This window comes from Pseudomonas sp. UV AK001 (genome assembly GCF_046097675.1).
GTDB lineage: Bacteria > Pseudomonadota > Gammaproteobacteria > Pseudomonadales > Pseudomonadaceae > Aquipseudomonas > Aquipseudomonas kribbensis.
The window spans coordinates 296,460-312,153 of sequence record NZ_JBJUVZ010000004.1; the positions used below are offsets into that span (position 1 = coordinate 296,460).

17 protein-coding genes, 1 tRNA gene and 1 pseudogene are annotated in these 15,694 nt (G+C 55.5%); 16 read left to right on the forward strand and 3 right to left on the reverse strand.

Annotation, left to right across the window (positions count from 1 at the left end; translation table 11 throughout):
* Nucleotides 1-3: 3 nt before the first annotated feature.
* On the forward strand, nt 4-1,452 hold the full coding sequence (locus ACKLNA_RS14925) for a DegQ family serine endoprotease (protein WP_134825788.1): 1,449 nt from the start codon (nt 4-6) through the stop codon (nt 1,450-1,452).
* A 64-nt stretch (nt 1,453-1,516) separates the two neighbouring features.
* Here the strand turns inward: ACKLNA_RS14925 and ACKLNA_RS14930 are convergent, their stop codons facing one another.
* Entirely contained in the window at nt 1,517-2,950 is a 1,434-nt protein-coding gene (locus tag ACKLNA_RS14930; protein ID WP_408986286.1) for a M48 family metalloprotease, read from the reverse strand.
* Between the two features lie 97 nt (nt 2,951-3,047).
* Between ACKLNA_RS14930 and ACKLNA_RS14935 the strand changes: the two genes are divergently transcribed.
* Both ACKLNA_RS14935 and ACKLNA_RS14940 read left to right on the forward strand, forming a co-directional pair.
* Nucleotides 3,048-3,287: a sulfurtransferase TusA family protein gene (locus ACKLNA_RS14935; protein ID WP_007963279.1), complete on the forward strand. Its 240-nt coding sequence runs from the start codon at nt 3,048-3,050 to the stop codon at nt 3,285-3,287.
* 32 nt (nt 3,288-3,319) lie between these two features.
* Complete coding sequence (locus ACKLNA_RS14940; protein ID WP_408986287.1) at nt 3,320-4,390, forward strand: AI-2E family transporter; 1,071 nt, start codon at nt 3,320-3,322, stop codon at nt 4,388-4,390.
* A 34-nt stretch (nt 4,391-4,424) separates the two neighbouring features.
* Here the strand turns inward: ACKLNA_RS14940 and ACKLNA_RS14945 are convergent, their stop codons facing one another.
* Nucleotides 4,425-4,898, reverse strand: coding sequence for a peroxiredoxin (locus ACKLNA_RS14945; RefSeq protein ID WP_408986288.1), 474 nt, complete (start codon nt 4,896-4,898; stop codon nt 4,425-4,427).
* Between the two features lie 10 nt (nt 4,899-4,908).
* Nucleotides 4,909-5,469, reverse strand: a complete 561-nt coding sequence (locus ACKLNA_RS14950; protein WP_085710242.1) for a glycine cleavage system protein R — start codon at nt 5,467-5,469, stop codon at nt 4,909-4,911.
* Between the two features lie 312 nt (nt 5,470-5,781).
* Between ACKLNA_RS14950 and dapA the strand changes: the two genes are divergently transcribed.
* The 13 genes and pseudogenes from dapA (at nt 5,782) to ACKLNA_RS15015 (ending at nt 15,197) form a co-directional block, all read left to right on the forward strand.
* On the forward strand, nt 5,782-6,660 hold the full coding sequence (gene dapA, locus ACKLNA_RS14955) for a 4-hydroxy-tetrahydrodipicolinate synthase (protein WP_085710243.1): 879 nt from the start codon (nt 5,782-5,784) through the stop codon (nt 6,658-6,660).
* 17 nt (nt 6,661-6,677) lie between these two features.
* On the forward strand, nt 6,678-7,793 hold the full coding sequence (gene bamC / locus ACKLNA_RS14960) for an outer membrane protein assembly factor BamC (protein ID WP_085710245.1): 1,116 nt from the start codon (nt 6,678-6,680) through the stop codon (nt 7,791-7,793).
* 4 nt (nt 7,794-7,797) lie between these two features.
* Nucleotides 7,798-8,559 (forward strand): MBL fold metallo-hydrolase, encoded by a 762-nt coding sequence (locus tag ACKLNA_RS14965; protein WP_085710246.1) that lies wholly within the window; start codon nt 7,798-7,800, stop codon nt 8,557-8,559.
* A gap of 28 nt (nt 8,560-8,587) precedes the next feature.
* The gene (gene purC, locus ACKLNA_RS14970; RefSeq protein ID WP_007958019.1) at nt 8,588-9,301 is read left to right on the forward strand and encodes a phosphoribosylaminoimidazolesuccinocarboxamide synthase; all 714 of its coding nucleotides are present in this window, start codon (nt 8,588-8,590) and stop codon (nt 9,299-9,301) included.
* Between the two features lie 83 nt (nt 9,302-9,384).
* Nucleotides 9,385-9,474, forward strand: a tRNA-Ser gene (locus ACKLNA_RS14975).
* Between the two features lie 759 nt (nt 9,475-10,233).
* Nucleotides 10,234-10,362, forward strand: a pseudogene (locus tag ACKLNA_RS14980) (DUF2116 family Zn-ribbon domain-containing protein); the annotation flags it as partial.
* Between the two features lie 36 nt (nt 10,363-10,398).
* Nucleotides 10,399-10,902, forward strand: coding sequence for a hypothetical protein (locus ACKLNA_RS14985; protein WP_408986352.1), 504 nt, complete (start codon nt 10,399-10,401; stop codon nt 10,900-10,902).
* The gene (locus ACKLNA_RS14990; RefSeq protein WP_408986289.1) at nt 10,902-11,171 is read left to right on the forward strand and encodes a hypothetical protein; all 270 of its coding nucleotides are present in this window, start codon (nt 10,902-10,904) and stop codon (nt 11,169-11,171) included. Before ACKLNA_RS14985 ends, ACKLNA_RS14990 begins: the two co-directional genes overlap by 1 nt.
* Nucleotides 11,168-11,539: a hypothetical protein gene (locus tag ACKLNA_RS14995; protein WP_408986290.1), complete on the forward strand. Its 372-nt coding sequence runs from the start codon at nt 11,168-11,170 to the stop codon at nt 11,537-11,539. Before ACKLNA_RS14990 ends, ACKLNA_RS14995 begins: the two co-directional genes overlap by 4 nt.
* Nucleotides 11,536-13,773 (forward strand): hypothetical protein, encoded by a 2,238-nt coding sequence (locus ACKLNA_RS15000; protein WP_408986291.1) that lies wholly within the window; start codon nt 11,536-11,538, stop codon nt 13,771-13,773. The genes ACKLNA_RS14995 and ACKLNA_RS15000 overlap by 4 nt, the downstream gene beginning before the upstream one ends.
* Nucleotides 13,770-14,072: a hypothetical protein gene (locus tag ACKLNA_RS15005; protein WP_408986292.1), complete on the forward strand. Its 303-nt coding sequence runs from the start codon at nt 13,770-13,772 to the stop codon at nt 14,070-14,072. Before ACKLNA_RS15000 ends, ACKLNA_RS15005 begins: the two co-directional genes overlap by 4 nt.
* 298 nt (nt 14,073-14,370) lie before the next feature.
* On the forward strand, nt 14,371-14,538 hold the full coding sequence (locus ACKLNA_RS15010) for a hypothetical protein (RefSeq protein ID WP_408986293.1): 168 nt from the start codon (nt 14,371-14,373) through the stop codon (nt 14,536-14,538).
* A gap of 20 nt (nt 14,539-14,558) precedes the next feature.
* Nucleotides 14,559-15,197, forward strand: coding sequence for a helix-turn-helix domain-containing protein (locus ACKLNA_RS15015; protein WP_408986294.1), 639 nt, complete (start codon nt 14,559-14,561; stop codon nt 15,195-15,197).
* Nucleotides 15,198-15,694: the final 497 nt, after the last annotated feature.

Sequence of the window (15,694 nt, forward strand, 5' to 3'; positions counted from 1 at the left end):
TGTATGTCGATACCAAGCTTGAAGTCTTATCTCTCCATTGTCGCCACCGTGCTGGTGCTCGGTCAGGCTGTTCCTGCAGTCCAGGCGGCTGACGCGGCCAGTCCGGTCAACCTGCCGGATTTCACCCAGCTGGTCGAACAGGCCTCGCCTGCGGTGGTGAACATCAGTACCACGCAAAAGCTGCCGGATCGCAAAGTGAACCAGCAGATGCCTGATCTGGAAGGCTTGCCACCGATGCTGCGCGAGTTCTTCGAACGGGGCATGCCGCCGCAACAACGTTCGCCGCGTGGTGATCGCCAGCGTGAAGCGCAGTCGCTGGGTTCGGGCTTCATCATCTCGCCTGATGGCTACATCCTGACCAACAACCACGTGATTGCCGATGCGGACGAAATCCTCGTTCGCCTGGCGGATCGCAGTGAAATGAAAGCCAAGCTGATCGGCACCGACCCGCGCTCCGACGTGGCCCTGCTGAAAATCGAAGGCAAGGATCTGCCGGTACTCAAACTCGGCAAATCCCAGGATCTGAAAGCTGGGCAGTGGGTCGTCGCGATCGGTTCGCCATTCGGCTTCGATCACACGGTGACCCAGGGCATCGTCAGCGCCGTTGGCCGCAGTCTGCCGAACGAAAACTATGTGCCGTTCATCCAGACCGACGTGCCGATCAACCCGGGCAACTCCGGTGGTCCGCTGTTCAATCTGAACGGTGAAGTGGTGGGGATCAACTCGCAGATCTACACCCGCTCCGGGGGCTTCATGGGCGTCTCCTTCGCCATCCCGATCGACGTTGCCATGGATGTATCCAACCAGCTGAAAAGTGGTGGCAAGGTCAGCCGCGGCTGGCTGGGCGTGGTCATCCAGGAAGTGAACAAGGATCTCGCCGAGTCGTTCGGTCTGGAAAAACCGGCCGGTGCGCTGGTGGCGCAGATCCAGGATGACGGTCCGGCAGCCAAGGGCGGCCTGCAAGTGGGCGACGTGATCCTGAGCATGAATGGTCAGCCGATCGTCATGTCCGCAGACCTTCCTCATCTGGTCGGTGCACTGAAGGCTGGTGCCAAGGCCAGTCTGGAAGTGATTCGTGACGGCAAGCGCAAGACTATCGATCTGACGGTCGGCGCAATTCCTGACGAGGACAAGGAGCTGGATGCCTTGCCGAAATCCGGAGCCGAGAGCAGTAGCAATCGCCTGGGTGTTTCGGTGATCGAGCTGACCGCCGAACAGAAGAAAACCTACGACCTGAAAGGTGGTGTGGTCATCAAGGATGTGCAGGACGGCCCTGCCGCCCTGATCGGCCTGCAGCCAGGCGACATCATCACTCACCTGAACAACCAGGCCATTGGTTCGGCCAAGGAGTTCGGGGAGATCGCCAAGGCACTGCCGAAGAATCGCTCGGTATCGATGCGGGTTCTGCGTCAGGGTCGTGCCAGCTTCATTACGTTCAAGCTGGCTGAATGACCCGATAGCGGTTGAGTAAAAAAAAACCGCCTCGAAAGAGGCGGTTTTTTTATGCCTGCAGCTTTTACCCCATCATGTCCTTGATCATGCGTTCCTGCTCCATCAGTTCGCGCTGACGAGCATCGATCCGTGACGACAGCGGGAAGTTGCTGCCAGCCTTGCGTTTGGCGAAATCCAGTTGCTGGATGGCCTGGCGGTAATCGCCGACCAGCGCGAAATATTCGGCACGGGCCTGATGCAGGCCAATGATGTTGCCGGACAAGCCGCGGGTCTCCGCCACCTGATACCAGACGTCAGGATCGTTCGGGCGTGATTTCAACAAGCCTTCCAAGGCCTTTTCCGCATCGGCGGTGCGGTTCTGTTTCAGCAACAGATCGACGCGTACCTGATTCAGCGGGTAGTTGCCGGGGTATTGAGTCAGCATGCGGTCGACGCGGGACTGCGCATCGGCCAGACGATTGTTGGTGATGTCCAGATCGACCTGGGCGAGGTTGTAGATGATCTCGTTCGGGGATTTTTCCAGCAGTTGCTTGAGATTCTCCCGCGCTTCATTCAACTGGCCACCCTTGATCTGGGCGATCGCCAGGCCATAACGGGCCACATCGTTTTTTGGGTTCTCGTCCAGTTGTGCCCGGAAGCGTTTGGCACCCATCCCCGGGGTTTCTTCGTAGATCAACTGTACCCGCGCGCGGATCAGTTGATAGCGCATGCTGTCCTCGATACCGCCGGGCTTGGCTTGTTCCGCACGGTTGCGGGTGTCGGCGATACGCGATTCGGTCACCGGGTGAGTCAGCAGGAATTCTGGCGGCTTGGCGTCGTAGCGATACTGGCGCATCAGGCGTTCGAACATGGTCGGCATGGAACGCGGGTCGTAGCCGGCCTTCTCCAGGTTGAGGATGCCGATGCGGTCGGCCTCTTGTTCGTTCTGGCGGGAGAAGGTCCGTTGCGACTGGATCGCCGCTGCCTGGGTGCCTGCAATGGTCGCGATCCCGGCCTCGCCGCCACCGGCGGCCGCAATGACGATCCCGGCCAGCAGCGCGGCCATCATTGGCACCTGCATCCGCTGCGACGCCTCGACGCCTCGGGCGAAGTGGCGTTGGGACAAGTGAGCCAGTTCGTGAGCCAGTACCGAGGCATATTCACCTTCGGTCTGGGCATTGAGGAACAGGCCGCCGTTGACCCCGACAATCCCGCCCGGCGCCGCGAAGGCGTTGAGCTGCGGGCTGTTGATCAGAATGAATTCCAGGCGTCGGTCGTTGACCTGACTGGTTTCCACCAGCTTATAGACGCTGGACTCGACGTAGTCCTTGAGTTGCGGATCGTTGAGTTGTGAAACCTGGCTGCGCAGCAGTGCCAGCCAGGCGCGGCCCAATTGATATTCCTGTTGTGGCGAGACGATGGCAGAGCTGGCGTCACCGAGTGACGGCAGGTCGTCGGCGAAGCCCGGTGAGGCGAGCAGGCAAGCGAGCGTCAGCAGGGTAGGGCGCAAAAATGTCATGCACAAAGCCTTAGTCGACAAAGACCTTACTGTAGCCGGACACCGGGCTTGCGACCAGATATTCTAGGCAGCCTGACCCTCTGAACCGGAGTAACGCATGACCGACGCTGTAGCCCATGACTGTGAACTGGACGCCAGCGGCCTGAATTGCCCGTTGCCGTTGCTCAAGGCCAAGATGGAGCTGAACAAGCTGCCCAGTGGCGCAGTGCTCAAGGTGATCGCCACGGATGCCGGCTCGCAGCGCGACTTTCGCACCTTTGCCCGGTTGGCCGGTCATACGCTGCTGCGTGAAGAAGACGAGGCGGGCGTCTACCGGTACTGGTTGAAAAAAGCCTGAAATCGACAGCGTAAAAGACCTAAGGATTATTGATGTTCAAAGTGTTACGCGACTGGATTCAGCGCTACTTTTCCGATGAAGAGGCGGTGGTGCTGGCGGTGTTGTTGATTCTCGCCTTCACTGCTGTGCTTACCCTTGGCGGAATGCTCGCGCCCGTGCTGGCCGGGATGGTGCTGGCGTATCTGATGCAGGGGCTGGTGGTCACGCTTGAACGCCTGCGCATGCCCGGTGGCGCGGCGGTGGGGCTGGTGTTTGCGCTGTTCATGGGCATGCTGCTGTTGTTCATCGTCGTGGTGCTACCGCTGCTCTGGCATCAATTGATCACGCTGTTCAACGAGCTGCCGGGCATGCTCGCCAAGTGGCAATCGCTGCTGTTGCTGCTGCCGGAGCGCTATCCGCATCTGGTGTCCGACGAGCAGGTGCTGCAAGCCATCGAAGCGGCGCGCGGCGAGATCGGTAAATTCGGGCAGTGGGCGCTGACGTTCTCACTCTCGAGTCTGCCACTGCTGGTGAACATCATGATCTACCTGGTCCTGGTGCCGATCCTGGTGTTCTTCTTCTTGAAAGACCGGGTGATGATCGGCGAATGGGTACGCGGTTATCTGCCGCGTGAGCGGGCGCTGATCACTCGGGTTGCCGAGGAAATGAACCGGCAGATCGCCAACTACATTCGCGGCAAGGTCATCGAGATCGTGATCTGTGGCGGGGTGACCTACATCGCCTTCGTCGCCCTCGGGCTGAACTACGCGGCACTGCTGGCATTGCTGGTGGGCGTGTCGGTGGTGGTGCCGTATGTCGGGGCGGTGGTAGTGACGGTGCCGGTGATGCTGATCGCGCTGTTCCAGTGGGGCTGGAGCGATCAGTTCATCTATCTGATGGCGGTCTACGGGATTATTCAGACCCTGGATGGCAACGTGCTGGTGCCGTTGCTGTTCTCCGAAGCGGTCAACCTGCACCCGGTGGCGATCATCTGCGCGGTGCTGTTGTTCGGCGGGTTGTGGGGCTTCTGGGGTGTGTTCTTCGCGATTCCGCTGGCAACGCTGTTCAAGGCTGTCCTTGATGCGTGGCCGCGCAAGGAACCGGTGGTGGCGCCATTGCTTTGAAAGCAATTCGGCGCCCGCCAGGGCGCCGAAAGCATCAGGCCTTGTTCAGCGCCTGAGCAGCCGCCAGCACTGCATCAACGTGACCCGGCACTTTCACGCCGCGCCATTCCTGACGCAGAACGCCATCCTTGTCGATCAGGAACGTGCTGCGATCCACGCCCATGTATTCCTTGCCATAGAGCTTTTTCAGCTTGATCACGTCGAACAGCTGGCAGACGGCTTCGTCCTTGTCGCTGATCAGTTCGAACGGAAACTCCTGCTTGCACTTGAAGTTCTCGTGGGACTTCAGGCTGTCGCGGGAGATACCGAAGATTTCCGTGTTGGCAGCCTTGAACGCGGCGTACTGATCACGAAAACCCTGACCTTCAGTGGTGCAGCCCGGGGTGCTGTCCTTCGGGTAGAAGTAGATCACCACTTGCTTGCCCTTGAGGGCCGAGAGGCTGAAGGTCTGCCCGCTGGTGGCGGGGGCTTCGAAGTCGGCAACCGGTTGATCGATAGCTACGGCCATGAAAGCTTCCTTACATTGGGTTCTGTGGGCGCCACGGTTCGATCAGTGCGTCGAGGTTCATGGCATCGGCGAAGTCCAGGAACTGGTCGCGCAGCCAGCTGATCTGGGTGCCGGCCGGCAGGGTCACGGTGAACGTGGCGTTGAGCATGGTGCCGCCGGTCTGCGGTGCCTGATAGGTATCGCAGGTCAGGTTTTCCAGTTCGACGTTGTGATCCATGAAGAACTGGCACAGCTCGTTGATGATGTCCGGGCGATAGGCCGACGACACGTAAGCCACATACGGCAGGGCTTGCGGACGGTTTTCCAGGGCGGCGCTGCGCACCACGTTGACCGTGAACGAGTGACGTTTGGCCAATGTTGGCAGGCTGCCTTCCAGGCGGGCCAGGGCGTCCCAGCTGCCGGAGACTTCGAGCACCAGTGCGCTGCACTCGCCGTGGCGGGTCAGGCGCGAGGTGACGACCGCGCAGCGGTTTTCATGGCTGGCGCGGCACAGGACGTTGGTCAGCTCCATGGGATTGGCGCCGAGGGCACTGATGACAAGGAATTGTTCGCGAACTGTGGGGGTGGACATGCAGCATTCCTAAAGCGATGAGCGGTCGGTAGAGTGAGGGCGTTGAGTGCCGGGGCATACCTGTCCGCAAGACCCGATTCGCCTGTCGCCACGGCTCCAATAATAAGGGAGCGTAAGGCGGCGGCGCTGGAACGGGGTCTGGAAGGCCGAAACGGGGGGCAGGAACCCGGCGCACAAGCTGATCAGTACCGATCAAAGTCTGAAGGGTAGCGAAAAGCGGCGCCAAGGGGAATGGCGGCGCAGTACTTCGCTTGTGCAAGCATCTTGGCGCCAGTACCATTACCGCTCTCTTTTTCCGGCAGGAGCGGTTTCATGATTGCGGGCAGTATGGTGGCACTGGTCACACCCATGGATGCACAAGGGCGTCTTGACTGGGACAGCCTCAGCAAACTCGTGGACTTCCATCTCAAGAACGGCACCCATGCCATTGTCGCGGTCGGTACTACCGGCGAGTCGGCAACCCTTGATGTAGAAGAACACATTGCCGTCATCAAAGCCGTGGTCAAACAGGTGGCAGGCCGCATTCCGGTGATCGCCGGTACCGGTGCCAACTCGACCCGCGAAGCCGTCGAGCTGACCCGCAACGCCAAGGAAGCCGGCGCCGATGCCTGCCTGCTGGTCGTCCCGTACTACAACAAGCCGACCCAGGAAGGCCTGTACCAGCACTTCAAGCACATCGCCGAAGCGGTCGACATCCCGCAGATCCTCTACAACGTTCCCGGCCGCACCTCCTGCGACATGCAGGCCGAGACCGTGATCCGTCTGTCCACCGTGCCGAACATCATCGGTATCAAGGAAGCCACTGGCGACCTGAAACGCGCCAAGGCAATCCTCGACGGCGTGAGCAAGGACTTCATCGTGCTGTCCGGCGATGATCCGACCGCCGTAGAACTGATCCTGCTGGGTGGCAAAGGCAACATCTCCGTCACCGCCAACGTCGCCCCGCGCGAAATGGCCGACCTGTGCGAGGCCGCGCTCAAGGGCGACGCCGAGACCGCACGGGCCATCAACGAAAAACTGATGCCGCTGCACAAGGACCTGTTCATCGAAGCCAACCCGATTCCGGTGAAGTGGGCTTTGGTCGAAATGGGCCTGATGCATGAAGGCATTCGCCTGCCGCTGACCTGGCTGAGCGCTCCTTGTCATGAAACGTTGCGCTCGGCCCTGCGCCAGTGCAGCGTCCTGGTTTAATTGAGGAAGTACAACGCATGAAGCGAATGGCCGGACTTTCCGCACTTGCCTTGATTATCTCCAGCACCAGTGGCTGCGGATGGATCTGGGGCCCGGAAGGTTATTTCCGTGACCGTGGTAGCGACTACCTGGAAGCGAAACAGACTGCACCGATGCAACTGCCAGAAGGTGTCAGCACCTCCAAGCGCCTGGATCCGCTGCTGCCGATCCCGCGTAACGTAGCCGACGACACCGCCACCGGCGAATACGTGGTTCCGCGTCCTCAGCCACTGTCGGCGATTGCCGACGCCAGCGACTACTCGCTGCAGAAGAGCGGTGATTCGCGTTGGGTCATGGGCCAGCATCCACCGGCCGAAGTCTGGCCAGTGGCTGTGCAGTTCTTCCAGGATAACGGTTTCCGTCTGGATGAGCAGCGCCCGCAAACCGGCGAATTCACCACCACCTGGCAGCATTCCGACGAGCTGTCCGCCGCCATGGCCAAGCGCCTGAGCGCCGCCGGCGTCGGTGCCGACAGCGAGACCCGCGTGCGCGTGCGCATCGAGCCGGGCGTGCAGCGCAATACCAGTGAAATCTACGTGGTCAGCGCCGAGCGTCCTGCCGGCAGCACCGCCAATGTCGATTTCACCAACCGTTCGGTCAACACCGGCCTGGACGCTGCACTGGTCGACGACATGCTTGCGAGCATGAGCCGTACTTCCGAGAAGGGCGGTTCGGTGTCGATGCTGGCATCCCGTGATTTCGATACTCCGAGCCGTGTTGCCCTCAGCGAAGACGGCAGTGGCAACCCGGTGTTGAACGTCGGTTCCGATCTGGATCGTGCCTGGTCGAGCGTCGGTCGTGCGCTGGAGCAAGGTCAGTGGCGCGTTGAAGACATCAACCGCAGCCTGGGCCTGTACTACATCAACCTGGCCGAAAAGGCCGAGAAGAAAGACGAGAAGCCTGGTTTCTTCAGCAGCCTGTTCGGCAGTGCGCCGACCAAGGAAGAAGTTGAAGCCCGTGCCGAGCGTTATCAGGTTCGCCTGAGCAAGGTTGGCGACAACGTTCAGGTCACCGTCGAGAAAAACATCAACACCGTCGCGCCGGCCGATGTGGCCCGCAAAGTGTTGAGCGTGATTCAGGACAACCTGGGCTGATCCAATGCGTTTTGCCGTTCTCGGCAGCGGTAGCCAAGGGAACGGCACGCTGATCGCCAGTGCTGATACGTATGTGCTGGTGGATTGTGGTTTTTCCCTGCGGGAAACCGAAAAACGCCTGTTGCGCCTGGGTGTGAACCCGGCGCAACTGAGCGCGATACTCGTGACCCACGAACATGCCGACCACGTGCATGGCGTGGGTTTGCTGTCTCGGCGCTACAATCTGCCGGTCTACCTCAGTCGCGGCACACTGCGCGGGATGCGCAAACCGATTGAACCCGCAGGCTTCGTGGCCGGCGGCGAGCAACTGCAGATCGGAGCTCTGGACATCCGGGTCATTGCCGTGGCCCACGATGCACAGGAACCGACCCAGTATGTCTTCAGTGATCAGGAACAGCGACGCTTCGGCCTGCTGACCGATCTGGGTTCATACTGTGAGCAGGTGCTGGACGGTTATCGGGACCTCGATGCGTTGATGATCGAGTCCAATCATTGCCGAGACATGCTGGCCCGTGGTCATTACCCGTACTTTCTCAAGCAGCGGGTGGGCGGCGAGCTGGGACATTTGAACAACCATCAGGCGGCATTCCTGGTGGCCGAGTTGGGCTGGCAAGGCCTGCAACACCTGGTCCTGGCCCATCTGAGCAGCAAGAACAACCTGCCGCAGCTGGCCCGGCAATGTTTTGTCGACACCCTCGGGTGCGACCCGGACTGGCTGCAACTGGCCGATCAAGATTCAGGGCTCGACTGGCGCCACATCGCCTAGCCCATCTACTTAGCAAGCGGAGCCCATCATGGAAAAACGTGAAGAACTCTACCGCGGCAAAGCCAAATCGGTTTACAAGACCGACGACGCTGACCGCTTGATCCTGCTGTTTCGCAACGACACCTCGGCGTTCGACGGCAAGCGCATCGAGCAGCTCGACCGCAAAGGCATGGTGAACAACAAGTTCAACGCCTTCATCATGCAGAAACTCGAAGCGGCCGGCATTCCGACCCAGTTCGACAAGCTGCTGGCCGACAATGAAGTGCTGGTGAAAAAACTCGACATGATCCCGGTCGAGTGCGTCGTGCGTAACTACGCCGCCGGCAGCCTGGTCAAGCGTCTGGGCGTCGAGGAGGGCATGAAGCTCAACCCGTACACCTTCGAACTGTTCCTGAAGGACGACGCCAAGGGCGACCCGTTCATCAACGAATCCCACGTCGTGGCATTCGGCTGGGGCACCGCCGAGCAACTGGCGCGGATGAAAGAACTGTCGCTCAAGGTCAACGAAGTCCTGAGCAAACTGTTCGACGACGCAGGCCTCTTGCTGGTGGACTTCAAGCTTGAATTCGGCGTGTTCAGCGACGGCTCCATCGTCCTGGGCGACGAGTTCAGCCCGGACGGCTGCCGTCTGTGGGACAAGGACACCAAGAAGAAGATGGACAAGGACCGCTTCCGCCAGGGCCTCGGTGACGTCATCGAAGCCTACGAAGAAGTTGCCAACCGTCTGGGCGTACCGCTTTAATCGACGCAAGCATCTGATAGCACGGAGAAATTTTCGAAAGAGGGTTTGCTTTCGATAAAAGTGTTGTTATGATGCGCGCCGTTGGAGAGATGCCAGAGTGGCCGAATGGGACGGATTCGAAATCCGTTGTACCTTCACCGGTACCTAGGGTTCGAATCCCTATCTCTCCGCCATACATTGAAAAGCCCCGTAGACTAAGGTCTCGGGGCTTTTTGCATTTCAGGATTCTACGTAACGTTTCTACGTAAAATGCCTGCCGTTAAAAGCCCTCCTGAGCACCCCTGCGGTACGTTTCCACCCTGTCGTGCCTGTGGCTAGCCTGATCGCCTTGAGCGCGTCTGTAGGGTTGTGGGACTCCATCTCGCCAGAGCGTTAGAATCGACTTTGCCATGGCCTTTGCGTACAAGCTGACGAAAGGCTATTGACAATTCTGACGAATGGTACTATGCAAATTGCCTTTTCCGTGGTACAATAGGTCGCAATAGAGAAGATTTTTCTAGCCGCTTTTCACGCAAGCTTCAGCTTCAATGCAGAACACTCCACCGGGCCAGCCATAGCTGAGTTCGGTTTTGCCGTTCCTGCGACTTAAGATTTCCAGAATCACCCACACCGTACCTTTGTTGCCATAGCGTTTGGTGTTCGTGTAGACCGGGGCGGAGGCCTCTCGAAACTGCTGACAGGGCAGTCGGTCGCTCTCTCTGTCAAACAGGCCTTGCTTCTATAAACGGAAGTACATCGCGTCGTTACAGCTCCGGCAGGTCACGAGCTTAGAGGGTGCCTTCCTTCACCCTCGCCCTAAATTCCAGTTTCAAGCTCACGTAACTTCGAATGACTAGTTCAGTCGATAGCCGGACATCGCTCCGGCTTTCTTTTGGTTGGTGCAGGGTTACGCGGACAATTCAAACACACCAAGTCAACTTTCCGGAGGCCATATGGCAGTAACCGCAGTAAGACCGTGCGTGGTCTGTAGCGCACCAATGAACACCCAGCGATCAACTAAGCAGACATGTAGCGAGCGCTGCACGAAAGCCCATTACCGCGCCAAGCAGCGCCAACAAGCAACACAATCCACTATAAAAACAGAAGGAAACAAAACCATGAGTCAGTTGTTCCAGCCAGATGCAGCGCATCTAAAACGTTTACAGGATGTAGAAGTTGAGTTCTACAAGAATCGCACTCAGTGCAATATCCAAGGGCGTGAGCAACTTGGAATGATGGAGTCTTTCGAGATTCAAGGGCTACAACAAGCCTTGGACAAGTATGCTGAGTTGATCAGCGAAGGTTACACACCTTCGGCGGAAATCGAGCATCTACCTAAAATGGTAGCCGGGCCATTGATTGACTGGGTGAATCTGTCTTTGCGTAAGCCAGAGTCGCAAGTTGAACAAGAAATCGCTCAGATCAAGGCTCAGGTGGAGTCTGATTACCTTGCTCGTCTAGAGGCTGAAAAAGCAGCCTGTGTGGCTAAAGAAGTGGAATCACTTTTGGCCAGTGAGCGCCGTAAGCGTCAGCAAGCTGAGCTGGATGCCAAGGCAGCACAAGAGGCAGAAGAATACGCAAGGGTAGAGGCTGAAGTGCTGGCAGCGCTTGGAGGTAAGTAATGGCTGATACCAAGCTAATCGATCCAGCATCATTGAATGGGACAGAACTTCTACTACGTCAGAAACATTGTCCAGAGACGCTTGCTGCAAGCTCTCCAGAGGCCGGGCAAGGCCTTGTAATGGATGATGTGCTAGCAGTGCATCAAGAAGTGCTTAAAGCGTCTAATATGAGTGCAGAAGAGCTAGCTGAGATGATTGAGGTGGAGTTGCGTAATCATCAACTAATTGAAATGGCTAAACAAGCCAAGAAGAATAAAGGAAATCAATGACAAAAACTGTTACACCGAAACAAGAGCTGAAAAAATCTCCGCAACACCACAGCATCACCCGCATGACAAATCCCAAGATTCGCCTGTTCGCCTGTGCAATGGGTCAATGGCTTCGTAGGTGTCATGGCTTTGACGTCGATTACTCTTACCGTTGGGTGCGTCATGTAGATGGCACTCTCTACTTCGCTTTGTCAGGTTCTCGGAGTGTGCAAACTGTTTTCGCTGATTACTTGGGCAGTAATCGAGGCGACTACTACGACAGTTATTCTATCACTCACTACGGGAATAACTCAGTTGCATTTAACCGAGCATTCGCCAAGCTCTTGGAGCTGAAACATGGTCTTGGCGCCTACGGTGAAACGAAATGAGCATAAACGAAGAAATTGCACGTCTAACCGGCAAGCTAGTCTTTGATGTTTCAAGCGCTCCGCTGACAAGGTTTCTCGGAATGCTCAAGACTGCCGAAACGGCTATGGCTCGTGTTGGGAAAGAGGCCCAGCAGCTACAAGCTAAGTTGAACAAAGCATTTAATGTCACAGGTAAAGGCATGAGTGCAGAACGGGTGAAGCTCAATGCCGAAATTCGTAGGTCATTGGACAAAGAACTTACGACGGAAACAAAGCTTTCCAAGCTTCGTCGTCAACAGTTTGCTGAAGGGTTGGCTCAACAACGTTTGATTGCAGCAGGCACACGTCAAGAGAGCTGGATGCAGAGTGCAGCGCTTAAAGATCAAATTCAGCGTGCAGTCGTTGCTGCGAAATTGCAGAAGGTGCAGCAAGAAACGCTCAAAACCAAGTTGGGCGAGGCCAAGCTACAAGGTGCTGCCGAACAGTCGGCACTTCGCCAAGCGCGATTGGCTGACATTCTGCAAAAGAGACAAGCCAGAACAGTGCAGCTTCAACAGCAAGCCGTGTTGGCTCAAAACAAGTTTCAGAGAGCTGAGGCAGCGCTGAACAACGCTCGTGCTAGTGGCATTCGTCAGGCCGAGCGATACGAGGCCTCTAAGGTGGCAGCGGCTGTGCGTGAGGCTCGTGCGGCGGTACGGCAAGATCAGGCGACCCAGCGTTTCACCTTTGCGGCTGAGCGTCACGCGGCTTGGAAGGCCCGTCAGGAGGCACCAAGAGAAATGGATTTCGGCGGTCTCGCCGTTGGCTTCTCAGCAGCTTCAGCAGCGGTGTACAGCCTTGTGAAAGGCATCGGATACCTGAACGAAAGGATTCAACAGCGTCAGGAGAGTGCGAGTACGGCAGAAAGCTTTAACTCAGCACTCCAGTCAGCCGGAGGCAAGAACCCAGCAAACCAGAAATTTGCTCGTGATCAGTTTGTAGATATCTCGAACAAGTTTGGTCAGGAGGTATCGGTAGAGACGGCAAAGTCCTTCGCTCTATTCATCCAAGGTCAATTGGCACTCGGTAAGACACTCACCCAAGCTACCAAGATGTTCGAGGATCAGTCTGCGACATTCCGTGCTGCTGCCCTTGATAAGGAGGCTCAGAAACGAGCGGTTTATCAGTTGAATCAGATCAGGGCAAAGGGGAAGCCTGAGGGAAGCGACGTAAACGATTTGTTTGACGCCGTGGGCGGTGTTGTCGCCGCTTCAATTCGTCAGGCAGCGGCCACACGGTTGAACTTCAAAGGCAAAGTGGAAGAGCAAGCAGGATGGTTCAAGCAGGCTGTAACCGATGGGAAGATTAAGGCTGCTGATTTTGATCAGGGTATGACCAATTTCCTGAACGGTAATAGAGACCTGTTGGAAAGACAGATGAACTCTATTGCGGCGAATCAACAGCGTACAGAAAACCAAGCGTATCTGAACGACAACACAGTCAACACTAATGCTGAATTGAAAGCAGTAATTCTTGATCGGATCAAGGCAGAGAATGAACTCAACACTGCGTTGCAGCCATTGATGAACTCACTCCGCGATTTCGATCAAGGGCTGACTAAATTCAATACGTCGTTGATCCGTATGCTGATCGGACACGATGCAAATGGTAATGCTGTACCAAATGCCATGCAGAAAGATCCGAATGCTCTACCGGGTACGGTTGGTGCTGCTCTTGGCCCAAGACTGAAGCCAGAGTCGCCTGATGAACAAGCAACTTTGGATGATCGTGCTAAGCCCGGACTATTGAATGGCTTACGCCGTCTATTCACGGGTGTATCTATTGAGGATGATCAAGCAGTAGCTAAAGAAAATAGAGAGCGTTGGGGTGACGGTAAATTCAAAATCAACCCCGTCGAGACGGGAAATTTTGACGTTTTCTCTTTGAGGCTGAATTTGCCAGCTTTTGAAGAGAAATTTGCTGATCTTGCTGAACGAGTTGGGGAGTACACACGCTTTCGCGAGGACTCAATACAGCCGATTACCTCAAGAGAGCTAATGAGGGCTTCTGGTTCTTCTGTGCAGTACCCAGTGCAGCAAATCACAACGACAAATGAGCATGTTACAAATAACAACAATAACGAAGTGCGTAACGAGATCACAGTCAATATAACTGCTCCTGCTGGTGCGGATGCTCCCGAGATTGGTAGGGCTGTTCGTGAGGAAGTTGGGAAGATGTTGCGTGAAACTGGCATCAACCAACAAGAGGTGCAATGAGGGTGCTGTCTATCATCAAGGCAGTCATGCTTGGTACGTTGTTGCAGATAGCGGTGGGAACTGGTCTCACCGTTTATTTGTTCAATCATGCAAGCGATATGGCTTTGCAATATGCTCAGATGGCTGAGCGTAATGCTAACGCTTACACGGATATGGCTAAGCACAGTGTAACCAAGGCTGTACATGATCAATACAATCGCCTCCAGCTTGAGCAGAGTAGGGAGCGTGAGGATATGAAGAACTGGGTTGATCGTCGTATTGATTTAAAGGTGTCTCAAGCGTTACAGGGATCAAAATGAGCTATGTACAGGGATCAAAATGAGCTATGTACAGGGATCAAAATGAGCTATTAGTAAGATAGATAATAATAATAAGAATGAAATAATAAGATTGAATTACAGAGCTTCCGCTCACTACGTTCGCTGCACCCTACGGTTTTTTGCACTGCAAAGCAGAAGAGCCTTTTTGTTCTGTGTAAATATTATTTATTGATCATGCAAGAGTCATGGTTTGCGGTGTGCACACCCAGTAGAAGTGAACCCATGCACATAGGTCATTCTGACCTCTGTGAGATTTTACCGTGCAAGGAGAAAATGAATGAATATCCAATTTCGTCAACACAGTCGTGAATGGTTGAAGGCCGGTAACGGCAATGGTGGCCCCAGTGCAGCAGCTCGTGTTGCACAGATGATAGAAATGATTGCCCTCTACCGAACTGGGGCAATGGAAGAATCCAAGTTCTTGGAACAAATGAAAAACCTATAACTCAAAATACGAGGAATACGATGACCGAAACATATTGCCAGCTTCCAGATGAGATTATGCGTGCAACACACTGGATTAGTAAAACTACAGGAGAAATCTTTTCGTTCACTGGTGACCAGAAAATTATATGGGCACAAATGATGCGCCGATATCGTTTCTTCTCAAACCAAGGAAAAGACTGGTTTGACAATCAAGACAAGATCGCTGAGGCGGTGGGGTGTAGCGTAAACACAGTTAGGCGATTCCTGAATGCATTAAAAAAGCATGGATACCTACGAGTGCAGAAGCTAAAGCTCAGAGGTTTTGTGTGCTCTAACATATACACGATTACAGCAGAGCTAGAGGTTTGTACGATTACATCGGCTACACGCTCTTCTGGTCACGCTCAAGGCGATGTAGGTGCTTCAAGTGCGGCAATGGGTGAGTTGCCTTGCGGTTGGTCTGTAATCGCTTCACAGGAGGTCGTAGAACAACCAGTTCCATTTTTTGAAGATATCCCTATTGGAGCGTATGCCGACATGCCATTGGAAGCCCCGGTAGTTGTGCATGAAACATCTCGTGGATTCGCTGATACACTGGATGCGGTGGGGCACTATGAAGTTCCTAGGCTAGCCAAGGGGCTCGCTACTAGCTCAAGTGAGTCGGATCTATGGGGGTGAGATCCTCAGCCAGTTCGTGGCCCTACGATTTTAGGGCCAGCGTTCTTGGGGGGACGAATTATCAAGAGGTTAGTTTGATAGTGACTCGTGAGCAGTCCAGACTTCGATATCGTTTTCTATAACTTGGACTTGGGACGCGCTGAATACATTAAGATCTAGGACAATTACCTTATAGTCCTTGTTAGTAAAACCACATCCGCCTATGAGTTTGTTCACGCCTTGCACAATGTATTTGAGCTGTTTGTCGTAAGCTTCCTCAGTCGGGCAAATGAGCGATCCTTGCTTGAGTGTCTGAGGGGCTGCCATAGCGTTGTGGGAGAGGATCAAGCTGAGGGCGAGCAGTGCAAATCTAATGGCATTCATACGCAATCCCTACGTTGTTGATGCTGATGTGCTATCAGTGTAGGCCCGCATTCCTTTGCGCGTAACCACTTTGGTAGTGGCTCATTGACATATCGTCTACGCTTGCTGTCGAAGGTAGGTAATGCTCGCTTCGC

Excerpts from the sequence above, each read along its gene's own strand:
- ACKLNA_RS15005 (WP_408986292.1), top strand. The coding sequence starts at position 13,770 with ATGAGGGTGCTGTCTATCATCAAGGCAGTCATGCTTGGTACGTTGTTG.
- ACKLNA_RS15015 (WP_408986294.1), top strand. The coding sequence starts at position 14,559 with ATGACCGAAACATATTGCCAGCTTCCAGATGAGATTATGCGTGCAACA.
- ACKLNA_RS14990 (WP_408986289.1), top strand. The coding sequence starts at position 10,902 with ATGGCTGATACCAAGCTAATCGATCCAGCATCATTGAATGGGACAGAA.
- ACKLNA_RS14930 (WP_408986286.1), bottom strand. The coding sequence starts at position 2,950 with ATGACATTTTTGCGCCCTACCCTGCTGACGCTCGCTTGCCTGCTCGCC.
- ACKLNA_RS15010 (WP_408986293.1), top strand. The coding sequence starts at position 14,371 with ATGAATATCCAATTTCGTCAACACAGTCGTGAATGGTTGAAGGCCGGT.
- ACKLNA_RS15000 (WP_408986291.1), top strand. The coding sequence starts at position 11,536 with ATGAGCATAAACGAAGAAATTGCACGTCTAACCGGCAAGCTAGTCTTT.
- ACKLNA_RS14950 (WP_085710242.1), bottom strand. The coding sequence starts at position 5,469 with ATGTCCACCCCCACAGTTCGCGAACAATTCCTTGTCATCAGTGCCCTC.
- dapA (WP_085710243.1), top strand. The coding sequence starts at position 5,782 with ATGATTGCGGGCAGTATGGTGGCACTGGTCACACCCATGGATGCACAA.
- ACKLNA_RS14985 (WP_408986352.1), top strand. The coding sequence starts at position 10,399 with ATGAGTCAGTTGTTCCAGCCAGATGCAGCGCATCTAAAACGTTTACAG.
- ACKLNA_RS14925 (WP_134825788.1), top strand. The coding sequence starts at position 4 with ATGTCGATACCAAGCTTGAAGTCTTATCTCTCCATTGTCGCCACCGTG.
- bamC (WP_085710245.1), top strand. The coding sequence starts at position 6,678 with ATGAAGCGAATGGCCGGACTTTCCGCACTTGCCTTGATTATCTCCAGC.
- ACKLNA_RS14945 (WP_408986288.1), bottom strand. The coding sequence starts at position 4,898 with ATGGCCGTAGCTATCGATCAACCGGTTGCCGACTTCGAAGCCCCCGCC.
- ACKLNA_RS14965 (WP_085710246.1), top strand. The coding sequence starts at position 7,798 with ATGCGTTTTGCCGTTCTCGGCAGCGGTAGCCAAGGGAACGGCACGCTG.
- ACKLNA_RS14940 (WP_408986287.1), top strand. The coding sequence starts at position 3,320 with ATGTTCAAAGTGTTACGCGACTGGATTCAGCGCTACTTTTCCGATGAA.
- ACKLNA_RS14995 (WP_408986290.1), top strand. The coding sequence starts at position 11,168 with ATGACAAAAACTGTTACACCGAAACAAGAGCTGAAAAAATCTCCGCAA.
- purC (WP_007958019.1), top strand. The coding sequence starts at position 8,588 with ATGGAAAAACGTGAAGAACTCTACCGCGGCAAAGCCAAATCGGTTTAC.
- ACKLNA_RS14935 (WP_007963279.1), top strand. The coding sequence starts at position 3,048 with ATGACCGACGCTGTAGCCCATGACTGTGAACTGGACGCCAGCGGCCTG.